Genomic DNA, 15,251 nt, shown 5'->3' on the forward strand with positions numbered 1-15,251 from the left:
GCCACGCCGCGCATTATTCTTAAGTCAAAAGCCAGCAGGTAAATTCAGTGACTTGTTATTATTTTAACATTCACGGCGCGAACGTCCGGTGCGCTGATCATTGGGATGCCCGCTGAAGCAGGACGTTTTCGCTGGGATATTGTTAGATTAATCACATATAATGGTTGTATGAACGCAAACCTGTTTTTGTAATTTGTGAAACGCGACACAAAATCATCGCTGGTGCAGATGTTAGAATTTTAACATTGACTGCGGTGATAAGCGGTGAGACGGAACTCAACGCGCTGGCGGCTAACGCCACGCTTCTTCATGGAACCAGGCCCGCTCCAACGTGTTGAGTTTCTCCTCTGAGAATCGTTTTTTTGTTGGAGATTGTTATGACTGATTTAACCAAAAGCAGCCTGCGTGCGCTGCAACTGATGGACCTCACCACCCTGAACGACGACGACACCGATGAAAAGGTGATTGCGCTTTGTCACCAGGCGAAAACCCCGGTGGGCAACACGGCTGCCATCTGCATCTACCCGCGTTTTATTCCTGTTGCGCGCAAAACCCTGCAAGCGCAAGGCACGCCGGAGATCCGTATTGCTACGGTGACCAACTTCCCGCACGGCAATGACGATATCGACATCGCGCTGGCGGAAACTCGCGCGGCGATTTCCTACGGCGCGGATGAAGTGGACGTGGTATTCCCGTACCGTGCGCTGATCGCCGGCAACGAGCAGGTTGGCTTTGAACTGGTAAAAGCCTGCAAAGACGCCTGTGCGGCAGCCAATGTGCTGCTGAAAGTGATCATCGAAACTGGCGAACTTAAAGAAGAAGCGTTGATCCGCAAGGCGTCGGAAATCGCTATCAAAGCGGGCGCAGACTTCATCAAAACCTCTACCGGTAAAGTGCCGGTTAACGCCACCCCGGAAAGCGCGCGCATTATGCTGGAAGTTATCCGCGATATGGGCGTTCAGGAAAGCGTAGGTTTTAAACCGGCGGGCGGCGTTCGCACGGCGGAAGACGCAGCTAAATACCTGGCGGTCGCTGACGAACTCTTCGGCGCCGACTGGGCCGACGCCCGTCACTACCGCTTTGGCGCCTCCAGCCTGCTGGCAAGCCTGCTGAAAGCGCTGGGCCATGGCGACGGCAAGAGCGCCAGCCAGTACTAATCTCTTCTGCGGCGGGCCTCCGCCGCTTTTAACCTGATGACATCAGGGGGTTACCTTGTTTCTCGCACAAGAAATTATTCGTAAAAAACGCGATGGCCAGCCGCTGAGCGACGAAGAGATCCGCTTCTTCATTAACGGCATTCGCGACAACACCATTTCCGAAGGGCAAATCGCCGCGCTGGCGATGACCATTTTCTTCCACGATATGACCATGCCGGAGCGCGTGTCGCTGACCATGGCGATGCGAGATTCAGGTACGGTGCTGGAGTGGAAAAGCCTGAACCTGAATGGCCCGGTGGTGGATAAACACTCCACTGGCGGCGTGGGCGATGTCACTTCGCTGATGCTCGGCCCGATGGTGGCGGCCTGCGGCGGCTACATTCCAATGATTTCCGGGCGCGGCCTTGGCCATACCGGCGGCACGCTCGACAAGCTGGAGGCGATCCCGGGCTTTGATATTTTCCCGGACGACAACCGCTTTCGTCAGATCATTAAAGAGGTCGGCGTGGCGATAATCGGCCAGACCAACTCGCTGGCCCCTGCCGACAAGCGTTTTTACGCTACCCGCGACATCACCGCCACGGTCGATTCCATTCCGCTTATCACCGGCTCTATTCTTGCGAAAAAGCTTGCTGAAGGGCTGGATGCGCTGGTCATGGACGTGAAAGTCGGCAGCGGGGCGTTTATGCCGACCTACGCGCTTTCCCAGGAGCTGGCGGAAGCGATAGTTGGCGTTGCCAACGGCGCGGGCGTACGCACCACGGCGCTGCTCACCGACATGAACCAGGTGCTGGCTTCCAGCGCCGGCAACGCAGTAGAAGTGCGCGAAGCGGTGCAATTCCTGACCGGCGAGTACCGCAATCCGCGTCTTTTTGAGGTGACGATGGCGCTGTGCGTGGAAATGCTTATCTCCGGCAAGCTGGCGAAAGACGATACCGACGCGCGCCGACAGCTTCAGGCGGTGCTGGATAACGGCAAGGCGGCGGAAATCTTTGGTCGCATGGTGGCGGCTCAGAAAGGGCCGGACGACTTTATCGAAAATTACGATCGCTACCTGCCGACCGCGATGCTCAGCAAAGCGGTGTATGCCGACCGCGCGGGTTATGTCAGCGAAATGGATACCCGGGCGCTCGGAATGGCGGTCGTTGCCATGGGCGGCGGCCGTCGCCAGGCTGCTGACAGCATTGACTACAGCGTTGGCTTCACCGAGATGGCGCGCCTTGGCGAGCAGGTTGACGGCGAGCGCCCGCTGGCGATCATTCACGCCAGCAGCGAAGAGAACTGGAAACAGGCGGCGCAGGCGGTGAAAGCGGCAATCAAAGTTAACGATACCGCGCCGGAAAGCTCACCGGTTGTCTATCGCAGAATCAGCCAATAAGTGGCATACTGATCTGATCACTTTTTTACAGCGCAATAGGTACGGAGAACATATGAAACGTGCATTTATTATGGTGCTGGACTCTTTCGGAATTGGCGCAACGGAAGATGCGGAACGCTTCGGCGACGCGGGTTCCGATACCCTTGGCCACATCGCTGAAGCCTGTGCGAAAGGCGAGGCGGACAAAGGCCGCCAGGGCCCGCTCTATCTGCCGAATCTGACCAGACTGGGTCTGGCGAAAGCGCATGAAGGCGCAACCGGTTTTATTCCTGCCGGTATGGATGGCGAAGCGGAAATCACCGGCGCCTATGCCTGGGCGCACGAGCTTTCTTCCGGTAAAGACACCCCGTCAGGCCACTGGGAAATCGCCGGCGTGCCGGTGCTTTTCGACTGGGGTTACTTCACCGATGAGAAAAACAGCTTCCCGCAGGAGTTGCTCGACAAGCTGGTTGAGCGCGCAAACCTGCCGGGTTATCTCGGTAACTGCCACTCTTCCGGCACCGTGATTCTGGACGAGCTGGGCGAAGAGCATATGAAAACCGGCAAGCCGATTTTCTATACCTCTGCCGACTCGGTATTCCAGATCGCCTGTCACGAAGAGACTTTCGGCCTCGATCGCCTCTATGAGCTGTGCGAGATCGCCCGTGAAGAGCTGACCGAAGGCGGCTACAACATTGGTCGCGTTATCGCGCGTCCGTTTGTCGGCGACAAGGCGGGCAACTTCCAGCGCACAGGCAACCGTCATGACCTGGCGGTCGAACCGCCTGCGCCGATCGTGCTGAAAAAGCTGGTGGACGAGAAGGGCGGCCAGGTGGTTTCCGTGGGTAAAATCGCGGATATCTACGCCAACATGGGCATTACCAAAAAGGTAAAAGCCACCGGTCTCGACGCGCTGTTTGACGCCACCATCAAAGAGATGAAAGAAGCGGGCGACCAGACGATTGTCTTCACCAACTTCGTGGATTTCGACTCCTCCTGGGGACACCGTCGCGACGTGGCGGGCTATGCGGGCGGCCTTGAGCTGTTCGACCGCCGTCTGCCGGAGCTGCTGGAACTGGTGGGCGAAGATGACATTATCATCTTTACCGCCGACCACGGCTGCGACCCGACCTGGAAAGGCACCGATCACACGCGAGAACACATTCCGGTGCTGATTTACGGCCCGAAAGTGAAACCCGGCTCGCTGGGCCATCGTGAAACGTTTGCGGATATCGGTCAGACCGTCGCCAAATATTTTGGTTTGTCTGACATGGAATATGGCAAGGCGATGTTCTGAATTGACGGGGCGGGTTATCCGCCCTGCATTTTGCTTTAAACGTTAAGGAAAATAAAAATGGCTACCCCACACATTAACGCCGAGATGGGCGATTTCGCTGACGTTGTTCTGATGCCGGGCGATCCGCTGCGCGCTAAGCACATTGCAGAAACCTTCCTTGAAGACGTGCGTGAAGTAAACAACGTACGCGGCATGCTGGGCTTCACCGGCACGTATAAAGGCCGCAAAATCTCCGTAATGGGCCACGGCATGGGCATTCCGTCCTGCTCCATCTACACCAAAGAGCTGATCACCGATTTCGGCGTGAAGAAAATTATTCGCGTTGGCTCCTGCGGCGCGGTGCGCGCCGATGTCAAACTGCGTGATGTCGTCATCGGCATGGGCGCCTGCACCGACTCCAAAGTTAACCGCCTGCGTTTTAAAGACCACGATTTTGCGGCTATCGCCGATTTCGGCATGGTGCGCAACGCGGTAGACGCGGCGAAAGCGCTGGGCGTGGAAGCGCGCGTCGGCAACATCTTCTCAGCTGACCTGTTCTATACGCCGGATCCGTCCATGTTCGACGTCATGGAAAAATACGGCATTCTCGGCGTGGAGATGGAAGCAGCGGGCATTTATGGCGTGGCGGCGGAGTTCGGCGCAAAAGCGCTGACTATCTGCACCGTTTCCGACCATATCCGCACCCATGAGCAAACCACGGCGGCAGAGCGTCAGACCACGTTCAACGACATGATCCACATTGCGCTGGAATCTGTGTTGCTGGGCGACAAAGAGTAAGCGTTTGATGCAGTAAAAAGGGCGCTGCGGCGCCCTTTTTTTATGGATGGCGAAAGAACAGCCGCCGCCCTGCGAGCGCGCTTTTCCTCTCTAGCGCACGACCTGCGCAATCCACTCGGCAACCTGACGCAGCTCCGCTTCCTGCTCCGGGAAATCGCCGATCAGCGTTTCGCACTCTTGCTTCAGGTCCTGCGCCCGGTAAGCGCAGCCTTGCAGGCGGTTCGCCAGCGCCTCCAGCGGCGCGGGATTAAGGCTGTCGGTAAACACCTGCGTGCGGGTGATATGCCCTTTCTCCACGTCGAAATGCAGTTCCACGCCGCCCCAGGTAAAGCGCTCATCAAGCAGATGGGTAAAGGCGGGGGCCTGGCCGAAATTCCACTCCCAGCTGCTCTGGCGGGCGAAGGTTTCCGCGAAGCCCGGTAAATCCGGCGCGGCGTCCGGGGAGATAACTTCTGCTTCCACCTGCTCGCCGTAAAAGGTAAAAAACGCCTGCTTTACCGCTTCGCAAATCTGCTCGTGCGTGATGCCGGGGGAGAGATCGTTGAGATTAGCGACGCGCCCGCGCACCGAAGTAATGCCTTTAGCCTGTAGCTTTTTCTTATCGGGATTAAGGTAGTTGGCAAGGCGGCTTAAATCGGCGTTCAGCAGCAGCGTGCCATGGTGAAAGCCGCGATCCAGGGTTTCACGGTAAGCGGAGCCGGAAATTTTGCGGTCGCCTTCCTGGGTCGCGACAACCAGATCGTTACGCCCGGAAGCGCTCGCCGTAATGCCAAGCGCCGCCAGCGCGTTAATCACAATGGCCGTCGAGACGCTTTTGTCATACTCCGGTTTGCCCGCCATAAAGGTAAAACAGGTATTGCCGAGATCGTGGAAGACCGCGCCGCCGCCGCTGCTGCGTCGCGCCAGGCGTACGTTATCTTCTTCCATCCGTCGGGTGTTGCACTCTTTCCACGGATTTTGCGCGCGTCCGATGACAACGGTGTCGGCGTTGCGCCACAGAAACAGCACCCGCTGGGTAGCGGGCATCTGGCGAAAAATGCACTCTTCCACCGCCAGGTTAAACCAGGGATCGTGAGAGTCAGAAATCAGCAGACGTAAAGAAGACATAGCGATATCCATTCGTTAACAGGAAAGAAAAGAGTATCACGCCCGCGCAGAGCGGGCGGTGCGAAACGCGCCCTTCAGGCGCCGGGTTGCGAAGAGGAACCGTTTTCGCCGTTATCTTCCTCTGGCACCGATTTACTGGCGGTAAGCAGGAAGGGCGATTGCTGCCAGCGGGTGCGTCTGCCTTGCAGCAGGGTGCGCGTCAGCACAATACCGATGGCCAACGCCAGCAGCATCATCAGGCGCAGGATATTGGTCGTGTTATCAACCTGCTTGGCTTCGGTTGGCAACGTATGGGTATCGAGCGTAATGCGCAAATAGCCAATCGCGCCGCTTTTATCCTGTACCGGCTGCACGATTTGCTCGTTAAAATAGCTGCCCGCCTTTTTGCCATCCAGCGCCAGGCGGTCGCGCACTTCTACGCCTTCACCGGCGCGGGCAATCAGTTCGCCCTCTTCGTCATAGACGCCAGCGTCAAGAATGCGGCTCTCTTCGGTAAGCTGGTTCAGCAGAGCGGTAATGCGTTTCTCGTCGGGGTTTTCGCCTTTCATCAGCGGCGCGAGGCTAAAGCTCACCTGGCGCGCCAGCGTGCGGGCCAGTTCTTCAAGCTGGACGTTACGCAGCCGCTGGTGGCTCTGGCTAAACCAGGAGGCGCCCTGCATTAAGGCAACCAGCAGGGCGAGACAGATAAGGACGATGACTGCGCGGTGCAGTCGAAATTTCAGTTTTGCGCGGGTCATAGTTTACCTGCTTAAAATGTGAATCTTAATGTTGCCAGAAGCGCTGCGGACAGGGTAGCCTCATGCGTTGTTTTGTCCCGGCCTGATTATATTTACAGGAGCTTGAATGCCGAACAGTCTGACCTGGTGCGACCTGCCAAACGACGTATCCCACTGGCCCGGCTTGCCGCTTTCCTTAAGCGGCGACGAAGTGATGCCGCTTGATTACCATGCCGGCCGTAGCGGCTGGCTCCTGTACGGACGGGGTTTAAATAAGCAGTCGCTGACCCAATATCAGCGTAAGCTAGGCGCGGCGATGGTTATCGTTACCGCCTGGTGCGTGGAAGATTATCAGGTGATCCGCCTTGCCGGTTCGCTGACCTCTCGCGCTACCCGCCTTGCGCACGATGAAGGGTTTGACGTCGCGCCGCTCGGTAAAATCCCCCATCTGAAAACGCCAGGCCTGCTGGTGATGGACATGGACTCCACCGCCATCCAGATTGAATGTATCGACGAGATTGCAAAGCTTGCCGGCACGGGCGAGCAGGTCGCGGAAGTGACCGAGCGCGCCATGCGCGGCGAACTGGACTTCACCGCCAGCCTGCGCAGCCGCGTCGGCACGCTGAAAGGGGCGGATGCGGATATCCTGCGCCAGGTGCGCGACGCGTTGCCGCTGATGCCGGGGCTGTCCTCGCTGGTGCTGAAGCTTGAGTCGCTCGGCTGGAAAGTGGCTATCGCCTCCGGCGGCTTTACCTTCTTCGCGGACTATTTGCGCGAAAAGCTGCATCTTACCGCCGTGGTGGCGAACGAGCTGGAGATCCGCGATGGCAAGCTGACCGGCGAAGTGATTGGTCAGATTGTCGATGCGCAATTTAAAGCGCAGACGCTGAAATCGCTGGCGGAGCAATATGCGATCCCGATGGCGCAGACGGTAGCGATTGGCGACGGCGCCAACGATCTGCCGATGATCCAGACGGCGGGGTTGGGCATAGCCTACCACGCCAAACCGAAAGTGAACGAAAAGACGGAAGTGACTATCCGTCACGCTGACCTGATGGGGGTGTTCTGCATTCTTTCAGGCAGCCTGAACCAGAAATAAAGAGGTAAAAGGTGGCGAAAGCTCCAAAACGCGCGTTTGTGTGTAATGAGTGTGGTGCGGATTATCCGCGCTGGCAGGGACAGTGCAGCGCCTGTCATGCCTGGAATACCATCACGGAAGTGCGTATCGCCGCCTCGCCGCAAGCGGCGCGCAATGAAAGGCTGGCGGGCTACGCGGGTAGCGCGGGCACCGCCAAAGTGCAGAAGCTCTCTGAGATAAGCCTTGAGGCGCTGCCGCGCTTCTCTACCGGCTTTAAAGAGTTTGACCGCGTGCTCGGCGGCGGCGTCGTGCCGGGCAGCGCTATTCTGATTGGCGGCAACCCCGGCGCCGGTAAATCCACGCTGCTGTTGCAAACGCTGTGCAAGCTTGCCGAACAGATGAAAACGCTCTACGTCACCGGCGAAGAGTCGCTCCAGCAGGTGGCGATGCGCGCCCATCGTCTGGGCCTGCCGACCACCAACCTGAATATGCTCTCTGAAACGAGCATCGAAACCATCTGCCAGATTGCCGAAGAAGAGCAGCCGAAGCTGATGGTTATCGACTCTATTCAGGTTATGCATATGGCGGATATCCAGTCGTCGCCGGGAAGCGTTGCCCAGGTGCGCGAAACGGCGGCTTACCTGACGCGCTTTGCAAAAACCCGCGGCGTGGCCATTGTCATGGTCGGCCATGTGACGAAAGACGGCTCGCTGGCGGGCCCGAAAGTGCTGGAGCACTGTATCGACTGCTCGGTGCTGCTGGATGGCGACGCCGACTCGCGCTTTCGCACGTTGCGCAGCCATAAAAACCGCTTCGGCGCCGTGAATGAGCTTGGCGTGTTCGCCATGACCGAGCAAGGGCTTCGCGAAGTGAGCAACCCTTCCGCCATCTTCTTAAGCCGCGGCGATGAAGTGACGTCGGGCAGTTCCGTGATGGTGGTCTGGGAAGGCACGCGTCCGCTGCTGGTGGAAATCCAGGCGCTGGTGGATCACTCCATGATGGGCAACCCGCGCCGCGTGGCGGTGGGGCTTGAGCAAAACCGCCTCGCTATTCTGCTGGCCGTGCTGCACCGTCACGGCGGTTTGCAGATGGCGGATCAGGATGTTTTCGTTAACGTCGTGGGCGGCGTAAAAGTCACGGAAACCAGCGCGGACCTGGCGTTGCTGCTGGCGATGGTTTCAAGCCTGCGCGACCGTCCGCTGCCGCAGGATCTGGTGGTCTTTGGCGAAGTGGGGCTGGCGGGCGAGATACGCCCGGTGCCAAGCGGCCAGGAGCGCATCTCTGAAGCGGCGAAGCATGGTTTCCGTCGCGCCATTGTGCCTGCCGCCAATGTGCCGAAAAAAGTGCCGGAAGGGATGAAAATCTTTGGCGTGAAAAAACTGTCGGATGCATTAGCCGTCTTTGACGACCTATAATCCATAAGCTTATGTTTTTTGGCGGGTGAGGCGTTGCCCACCCGCCCTGCACATTCTGTAGATCCGGCACGCCAATTCAGCAGGAGGCTCTTGTGTCATCATTCGACTATCTCAAAACCGCGATCCGTCAAAAGGGCTGCACCCTACAGGAAGTTGCGGAAGCTTGCGGCATGACCAAGGGTTATTTAAGCCAGCTCCTGAACGCGAAAATCAAAAGCCCCAGCGCCCAGAAGCTTGAGGCGTTGCACCGCTTCCTGGGGCTGGAGTTCCCCCGTCAGCAAAAGAGCGTGGGGGTGGTTTTCGGGAAGTTCTATCCGCTGCATACCGGGCATATTTACCTGATTCAGCGCGCATGCAGCCAGGTGGATGAACTGCATATCATCATGGGGTTTGATGAAAAGCGCGACCGCCTGCTGTTTGAAGAGAGCGCCATGTCGCAGCAGCCTACCGTGCCGGACCGCCTGCGCTGGCTGCTGCAAACCTTCAAATACCAGAAAAATATCCGCATCCATGCCTTTAACGAAGAGGACATGGAGCCGTACCCGCACGGCTGGGATGTCTGGAGCAACGGCATCAAGGCGTTTCTTGAAGAGAAAGGCATTCATCCCGACCGGGTCTATACCTCTGAAGAAGCCGACGCGCCGCAGTATCGCGAGCATCTGGGCATCGAGACGGTGCTTATCGACCCGAAGCGCACCTTCATGAACATCAGCGGCGGGCAGATCCGCGAAAACCCGTTCCGCTACTGGGAATATATTCCTACCGAAGTTAAACCGTTCTTCGTGCGTACCGTGGCTATTCTGGGCGGGGAATCAAGCGGGAAATCAACGCTGGTAAATAAACTCGCCAATATCTTTAACACCACCAGCGCCTGGGAATATGGCCGCGATTATGTTTTCTCGCATCTGGGCGGCGACGAAATGGCGCTGCAATATTCCGATTACGACAAAATCGCGCTTGGCCATGCTCAGTACATCGATTTCGCCGTGAAGTACGCCAATAAAGTCGCGTTTGTGGATACGGATTTCGTCACCACGCAGGCTTTCTGCAAAAAGTACGAGGGCAGGGAGCACCCCTTTGTGCAGGCGTTAATAGATGAATACCGCTTCGATCTGGTGATTTTGCTGGAAAACAACACGCCCTGGGTGGCGGATGGGTTGCGAAGCCTTGGCAGCTCGGTGGATCGCCGGGAGTTCCAGACCATGCTGGTGTCGATGCTTGAAGAGAACAACGTGGAGTTCGTGCATGTTGAAGAAGCGGACTACGATGCCCGCTTCCTGCGCTGCGTCGAGCTGGTTAAGCAACTGATGGGCGAACAGGCGTAACCGCCTTTACCCTGCTCCTCTCCCCTGTGGGGAGAGGAGAGAATTTAAAACGCCACCACCACTTTGCCGCGCATATGGCCTTCCAGCACTTTCTGGTGCGCTTCGGTAATGCTCTCCACGCTCAGGCCGTGCAGCGTTTCGCTCAAGGCATTTTCCACAACGCCTTCATCCACAAGCTTCGCCACGTTCTCTAAAATCTCGCCCTGACGCGCCATGTCGGCGGTCTGGTACATGCTGCGGGTATACATAAATTCCCAGTGCAGCGCGGCAGACTTCGATTTCAACGCATCCTGGTTTAACGGCTGTTTGTTTTCAACGATAGTGCAGATATGCCCCTGCGGCGCGATAAGCTGGCTTACCGCTTCCCAGTGACCATCGGTGTCGTTGAGGATGAAAATGTAATCCACAAATTTAATCTCGTGTTTCGCCAGCTCGCCTGGCAGGTCGTGATAATTCACCACGAGATCGGCGCCGCGTTCGCGACACCACTGCGCAGAGTCTTCACGCGAGGCGGTGGCGATGATTTTCACCTTGCTGTGATGACGCGCGAAGGGAATCGCGAGCGAACCAACGCCCCCTGCGCCGCCGATGATCAACAGCGTTTTATCCTCACCGGCGTCCTGAATGTTCAGGCGCTCGAACAGACCTTCCCAGGCGGTAAGCGCGGTTAAAGGAATGGAAGCGGCTGCCGCCCAGTCCAGCGAGCGCGGTTTGTGGCCGACAATACGGGCGTCAATCAGCTGGTGCGTGGTGTTGCTGCCGGGGCGGGTAATGTCGCCTGCGTAGTAAACTTCATCGCCTGCTTTAAAACCCTCTACCTTGCTGCCGACGGCCTTAACGATGCCGCTCGCATCCCAGCCCAGCACGCGCGGTTCCTGCAAACCATTTTTTTGCAGACCGGCGTGAACCTTGGTATCGACCGGGTTAATCGAGACCGCTTTCACTTCCACCAGCAGGTCGTTATCGCCCGGCTGCGGCATTTCGGTGGTAATTTCGATAAAAGTTTTCGGATCCTGCGGGTTAACGGCAATGGATTTTACAGTCATAGCCAATTCCTCATGTAAGCGTGAAGTCGAGTCATAGTGATGACTGTAGACTACGCGCCAGCGAAAGGGGTGATAAGATGGACAATCCCGAACGCAGTGTTCGCCCAGGATGAACAATTATGTTTAAGCAGCTTCAGGATATGGCTCTGTTCGCCCTGGTGGCGGAAACAGGCAGTTTTACGGCCGCCGCCGCAAAGGCAGGGTTGCCGAAATCAAGCGTCAGTCAGCGCATCAGCCAGCTTGAAAACCAGGTGGGTCTGCGTTTGCTTAACCGCACCACACGTAAGCTAAACCTGACCTTCGCTGGCGAACACTATTTGCTGCACTGTCGCGAAATGCTGGCGGCAAGCGAACGGGCTGAACTGGCGGTGCAACGCCTGCGCGATAACCCAAGCGGACGTTTGCGCATTACCTGCCCGGCGGGTATTGGCGCCACGCTGCTTGCGCCTATAAACGCGCAGTTCCAGTCGCGTTACCCTGATGTCTCCCTGGAAGTTTGCGTGTCGGACGACGTGCTGGATCTGGTGGAAGAGGGGTTTGATGTGGCGTTACGTACCGGCAAGCCGCAGGACTCATCGCTGGTGGGCCGCATGATTGGCCATTATCCGCGCTATCTGCTCGCTTCGCCTGACTATCTTGCGCGCTATGCCCCGATTACGCATCCAAGCCAGCTGGTCGAGCATCGCTGCATCGTCCATAAAGCCTGGTCGCAGTGGCTCTTTCAGCGTGAGAGCGAAGACTATCTGTGCCTGTTAAACCCGTCTCACCAGACCGATAACCTGCTTTATGCGCGCGGCAGCGCTATTGCTGGCGCAGGCATAACGCTGCTTCCCGCCTTCCTGCTGGAAGATAATATTGAAAAGGGGCTACTGACGCCTGTACTTTCAGAATGGCAAGTCGCAGGCAATGATCTCTGGCTTATTTATCCAGGCCGTAAGCTCAATTCCCCCGCTTTAATGAGTTATATCGATTTTGTGATGCAGTCGGATAAAGTGACGCAGTTCTATGCTGGCGTGCATTATTCTGAATTAAAGGGAAGCTCATACAAATAAAGACGCAGAAAGCTAAGGGCGGATTTTTTTGCCAAATTTCCGGGCGGGTTTGTTCATTAATAATCAGCCATGCAAATAAGACTCTTCTCACTTATTGCCTCAACTCAAGAATAACGTTATCTTTTCGCCCGCACAGTGGAAATAAATATTGCCTGAATAAATATAATTTAGAGATTCATATTTATTAATTATGAATGCTGCGCAACGCAGCCAGAGATCACCAGCGGCAGTCTTACTCCTCTTAACGAAAAATTAATTCAATACCTTCAGGCAGTTGCGGATAGCATTGCCTGTGCGGTAGCCTGCCCGATTTTTTTCAAATACGGATTATGCTTATGATCAGGAATGGATTTCATATTCAGAAAGCAACGGTAACGGCGTTGTTTCTGCGAGAGCTAAAAACGCGCTTCGGGAAATACCGGCTTGGCTATTGCTGGGCATTACTGGAACCAGTATTGCATCTGTTTGTATTGTGGATTGTTTTTGACTACGTAATGCAGCGTGCTATGGCGGATATTTCTTTTCCAGTTTTCCTGCTTAACGGCCTTATTCCTTATTTTCTTTTCAGCAATATAGCCACGCGGTCCATTAATGCCGTTGAGGCGAACCAGGGATTGTTTAATTACCGGCCGGTAAAGCCAGTCGATACTATTATTGCCCGAACTATCCTTGAGCTGTTTATTTATATAATGGTTTATTTTTTGTTAATGACGTTGTTATTAATAAGTGGTGAAACCATCGATCATGTTAACCTCATCTCACTTTTTACCGTGGGTTTTTTGCTGGTCGTTTTCTCTTTTGGCTGCGGGCTGATTGTTATGGTCGCGGGCGATGCCTTTCCGGAAATGGAGAAGTTTTTACCCGTCATCATCAAGCCGCTCTATTTTATCTCCTGCATTATGTTTCCGCTCAGTTCTGTGCCGAAGGAATACTGGCGCTGGCTTACCTGGAACCCGCTGCTCCATGCGGTGGAGCTTGCTCGCGGTGCGGTCGCCAGGAGCTACCAAAGCGACGGGGCCAGTCTCGCTTATCTTGCAATTAGCACGCTCGCAGTCCTGTTTGTTGGGCTGTTGCTTTATCGTAACCGGGAAGAGGCCATGTTGACGTCATGATTAAAATTGAAAACCTGACCAAGTCTTACCGGGTGCCTGGCGGCAGACATTATGTTTTTAAAGATCTCAGCCTTGAACTGCCAGCCGGAAAAAGCGTGGCGCTGATTGGCCGCAACGGAGCCGGCAAATCCACGTTGCTGCGCATGATAGGCGGCATAGATAAACCTGACAGCGGGCGCATTATCTCGCAGCGCTCTATCTCCTGGCCGGTTGGTCTTTCTGGCGGCTTTCAGGGCAGCCTGACCGGACGCGAGAACGTTAAGTTTGTGGCTCGCCTGTATGCCACGAAAGCGGATCTAAAAGAGAAGGTCGCTTTCGTTGAAGAGTTTGCCGAATTAGGTAAGTACTTCGATATGCCGATAAAAACCTACTCTTCCGGGATGCGTTCCAGGCTGAGCTTCGGGCTGAGTATGGCATTTAAATTTGACTATTACCTGGTTGACGAAGTCACTGCGGTAGGGGATGCGCGTTTCCGGGATAAATGTCATAAAATTTTTGCGGAAAAAAATAAAGAATCTGCATTCTTAATGGTTTCTCATAGCCTCGATACGCTTAAAAATTATTGTGATATAGCTTTACTTATTTCCAGCAGTTCAAATGTTAATGTATATAATAGCGTCCCGGAAGCAATAGAGGAATATCTTAAGAATGAAAGCCGAAATAAGTTTTAGCGGCTTCTATTATGCAATGCATTAAGATTGAACGATAAGAAGAGCGCAACATGAAAAGAATTTATAAACTACTCAGGAATCCTCCATTATTTTTCAGAGATTATTTTAATAAAAGGTACCCTGTCATCAGGAATGAACTAAAATGCCCCGAAGAAGAAGAATATATTTTAATCAAAAATGATTTAATTCTTGAATCTTTGATGGATAATCATTTTAAGATAGATGTGGTTTTTACATGGGTAGACAATCAAGATCCTGACTGGCAGTTAAAGTTTGAATCGTTTAAAAGCACAACTACTTTTTCTGAGGGGGAATATGCAAAGGATAGCGCTCGTTTTACAAATCATAATGAGCTGTATTATTCTCTGAAAAGCATTCAAAAGAATTTATCCTGGGTGAATAAAATATATCTCATAACGGATTCTCAAAAACCCTCCTGGATAAAACAATTTAATAATGTCACCATAGTTGATCACCGGGAGATTATACCGGACTGCTATCTTCCGACATTCAACTCACATGTAATTGAAGCTTTCTTACATAAAATCCATGGCTTAAATGAAAATTTCATTTATTTTAATGATGATGTTATTGTTGCCAGACCTTTACCTGCGGGACACTTTTTCAAAAGTAATGGTATCGCCTCGCTATTTGTTGCTTTAAAAGATCTTAATAAGATGGCTGAAAAAGGTGTTGATACGCCTACATTACATGCATCCTTACGAAGCATTGAATTGTTAAGACGGTATTTTAGAAGTGATATAAATAATCCTTTAGTACATACATATATACCGCTTAAAGTTAGTATGTATAAAGAAGTCTGGAGGTTGTACGAGAAAGAAATTGAAGGGTTTTTAATTCATAAATTTAGAAATAATTATGACTTAAATCTCGCAACCTTTCTTGTTCCATGGTTTACTTATTTAAAAGGTCACGCGGTTCAATCTCGAGATATTTGTTATTATTTTAACGTAAGATCCCCGGCAGCCAAAAGTGTTTACAATTCTTTATCGCAAGAAAAAAAAGAAGGCTTATACCCCCACTCCATATGCCCTAATGATTTTAATACAAAAACCACAAACTTAAAACATTATGATATTTTGTTAAAGAAGAATCTAAACGAATTAATAGAGTGATTTAA

At 53.9% G+C, this 15,251-nt stretch carries 14 protein-coding genes; 11 read left to right on the forward strand and 3 right to left on the reverse strand.

Annotated elements, in window-relative coordinates; all coding sequences use genetic code 11:
- The first annotated feature begins 377 nt into the window (after window positions 1-377).
- The 4 genes from deoC to deoD are packed head-to-tail and all read left to right on the forward strand — an operon-like array spanning window position 378 to window position 4,588.
- Window positions 378-1,157, forward strand: coding sequence for a deoxyribose-phosphate aldolase (gene deoC / locus DW56_RS04400; RefSeq protein ID WP_024553359.1), 780 nt, complete (start codon window positions 378-380; stop codon window positions 1,155-1,157).
- A gap of 55 nt (window positions 1,158-1,212) precedes the next feature.
- Window positions 1,213-2,535, forward strand: a complete 1,323-nt coding sequence (deoA, locus tag DW56_RS04405; protein ID WP_024553360.1) for a thymidine phosphorylase — start codon at window positions 1,213-1,215, stop codon at window positions 2,533-2,535.
- A gap of 52 nt (window positions 2,536-2,587) precedes the next feature.
- Entirely contained in the window at window positions 2,588-3,811 is a 1,224-nt protein-coding gene (gene deoB, locus DW56_RS04410) for a phosphopentomutase (protein WP_024553361.1), read from the forward strand.
- Between the two features lie 57 nt (window positions 3,812-3,868).
- On the forward strand, window positions 3,869-4,588 hold the full coding sequence (gene deoD / locus DW56_RS04415) for a purine-nucleoside phosphorylase (protein WP_024553362.1): 720 nt from the start codon (window positions 3,869-3,871) through the stop codon (window positions 4,586-4,588).
- A gap of 90 nt (window positions 4,589-4,678) precedes the next feature.
- On the opposite strand, the gene lplA is transcribed toward deoD, so the two are convergent.
- Together lplA and DW56_RS04425 are read right to left on the reverse strand one after the other, a co-directional pair.
- Entirely contained in the window at window positions 4,679-5,695 is a 1,017-nt protein-coding gene (gene lplA / locus DW56_RS04420; protein WP_024553363.1) for a lipoate--protein ligase LplA, read from the reverse strand.
- A 74-nt stretch (window positions 5,696-5,769) separates the two neighbouring features.
- On the reverse strand, window positions 5,770-6,432 hold the full coding sequence (locus DW56_RS04425) for a YtjB family periplasmic protein (protein WP_024553364.1): 663 nt from the start codon (window positions 6,430-6,432) through the stop codon (window positions 5,770-5,772).
- Between the two features lie 106 nt (window positions 6,433-6,538).
- Between DW56_RS04425 and serB the strand changes: the two genes are divergently transcribed.
- The 3 genes from serB to nadR all read left to right on the forward strand — a co-directional run bounded on the left by serB (window position 6,539) and on the right by nadR (window position 10,229).
- Window positions 6,539-7,510: a phosphoserine phosphatase gene (serB, locus tag DW56_RS04430; protein WP_024553365.1), complete on the forward strand. Its 972-nt coding sequence runs from the start codon at window positions 6,539-6,541 to the stop codon at window positions 7,508-7,510.
- Window positions 7,511-7,521: 11 nt separating this feature from the next.
- The gene (radA, locus tag DW56_RS04435; RefSeq protein WP_024553366.1) at window positions 7,522-8,904 is read left to right on the forward strand and encodes a DNA repair protein RadA; all 1,383 of its coding nucleotides are present in this window, start codon (window positions 7,522-7,524) and stop codon (window positions 8,902-8,904) included.
- A 92-nt stretch (window positions 8,905-8,996) separates the two neighbouring features.
- A complete protein-coding gene (gene nadR / locus DW56_RS04440; protein ID WP_029697505.1) occupies window positions 8,997-10,229 on the forward strand; it encodes a multifunctional transcriptional regulator/nicotinamide-nucleotide adenylyltransferase/ribosylnicotinamide kinase NadR in 1,233 nt (410 codons plus the stop codon).
- 44 nt (window positions 10,230-10,273) lie between these two features.
- Here the strand turns inward: nadR and DW56_RS04445 are convergent, their stop codons facing one another.
- Entirely contained in the window at window positions 10,274-11,275 is a 1,002-nt protein-coding gene (locus DW56_RS04445; RefSeq protein WP_024553368.1) for a zinc-binding alcohol dehydrogenase family protein, read from the reverse strand.
- 119 nt (window positions 11,276-11,394) lie between these two features.
- Here DW56_RS04445 and DW56_RS04450 point away from each other — a divergent pair, with 119 nt between their 5' ends.
- From DW56_RS04450 to DW56_RS04465, 4 genes are all read left to right on the forward strand, one after another.
- Window positions 11,395-12,327: a LysR family transcriptional regulator gene (locus DW56_RS04450; protein ID WP_029589736.1), complete on the forward strand. Its 933-nt coding sequence runs from the start codon at window positions 11,395-11,397 to the stop codon at window positions 12,325-12,327.
- Between the two features lie 335 nt (window positions 12,328-12,662).
- The gene (locus tag DW56_RS04455) at window positions 12,663-13,439 is read left to right on the forward strand and encodes an ABC transporter permease (RefSeq protein ID WP_024553370.1); all 777 of its coding nucleotides are present in this window, start codon (window positions 12,663-12,665) and stop codon (window positions 13,437-13,439) included.
- Window positions 13,436-14,110, forward strand: coding sequence for an ABC transporter ATP-binding protein (locus tag DW56_RS04460; RefSeq protein WP_024553371.1), 675 nt, complete (start codon window positions 13,436-13,438; stop codon window positions 14,108-14,110). The genes DW56_RS04455 and DW56_RS04460 overlap by 4 nt, the downstream gene beginning before the upstream one ends.
- A gap of 50 nt (window positions 14,111-14,160) precedes the next feature.
- Entirely contained in the window at window positions 14,161-15,246 is a 1,086-nt protein-coding gene (locus DW56_RS04465) for a stealth family protein (protein WP_024553372.1), read from the forward strand.
- The last annotated feature ends 5 nt before the right edge of the window (window positions 15,247-15,251 follow it).

Origin of the sequence: Franconibacter helveticus LMG 23732 (assembly GCF_000463115.2) — a bacterium.
GTDB classification, from domain to species: domain Bacteria; phylum Pseudomonadota; class Gammaproteobacteria; order Enterobacterales; family Enterobacteriaceae; genus Franconibacter; species Franconibacter helveticus.

Coding starts and splice junctions, on each gene's coding strand:
- DW56_RS04455 (WP_024553370.1), top strand. CDS start 12,663: ATGATCAGGAATGGATTTCATATTCAGAAAGCAACGGTAACGGCGTTG.
- deoC (WP_024553359.1), top strand. CDS start 378: ATGACTGATTTAACCAAAAGCAGCCTGCGTGCGCTGCAACTGATGGAC.
- lplA (WP_024553363.1), bottom strand. CDS start 5,695: ATGTCTTCTTTACGTCTGCTGATTTCTGACTCTCACGATCCCTGGTTT.
- DW56_RS04445 (WP_024553368.1), bottom strand. CDS start 11,275: ATGACTGTAAAATCCATTGCCGTTAACCCGCAGGATCCGAAAACTTTT.
- DW56_RS04465 (WP_024553372.1), top strand. CDS start 14,161: ATGAAAAGAATTTATAAACTACTCAGGAATCCTCCATTATTTTTCAGA.
- DW56_RS04460 (WP_024553371.1), top strand. CDS start 13,436: ATGATTAAAATTGAAAACCTGACCAAGTCTTACCGGGTGCCTGGCGGC.
- deoD (WP_024553362.1), top strand. CDS start 3,869: ATGGCTACCCCACACATTAACGCCGAGATGGGCGATTTCGCTGACGTT.
- DW56_RS04450 (WP_029589736.1), top strand. CDS start 11,395: ATGTTTAAGCAGCTTCAGGATATGGCTCTGTTCGCCCTGGTGGCGGAA.
- deoB (WP_024553361.1), top strand. CDS start 2,588: ATGAAACGTGCATTTATTATGGTGCTGGACTCTTTCGGAATTGGCGCA.
- DW56_RS04425 (WP_024553364.1), bottom strand. CDS start 6,432: ATGACCCGCGCAAAACTGAAATTTCGACTGCACCGCGCAGTCATCGTC.
- serB (WP_024553365.1), top strand. CDS start 6,539: ATGCCGAACAGTCTGACCTGGTGCGACCTGCCAAACGACGTATCCCAC.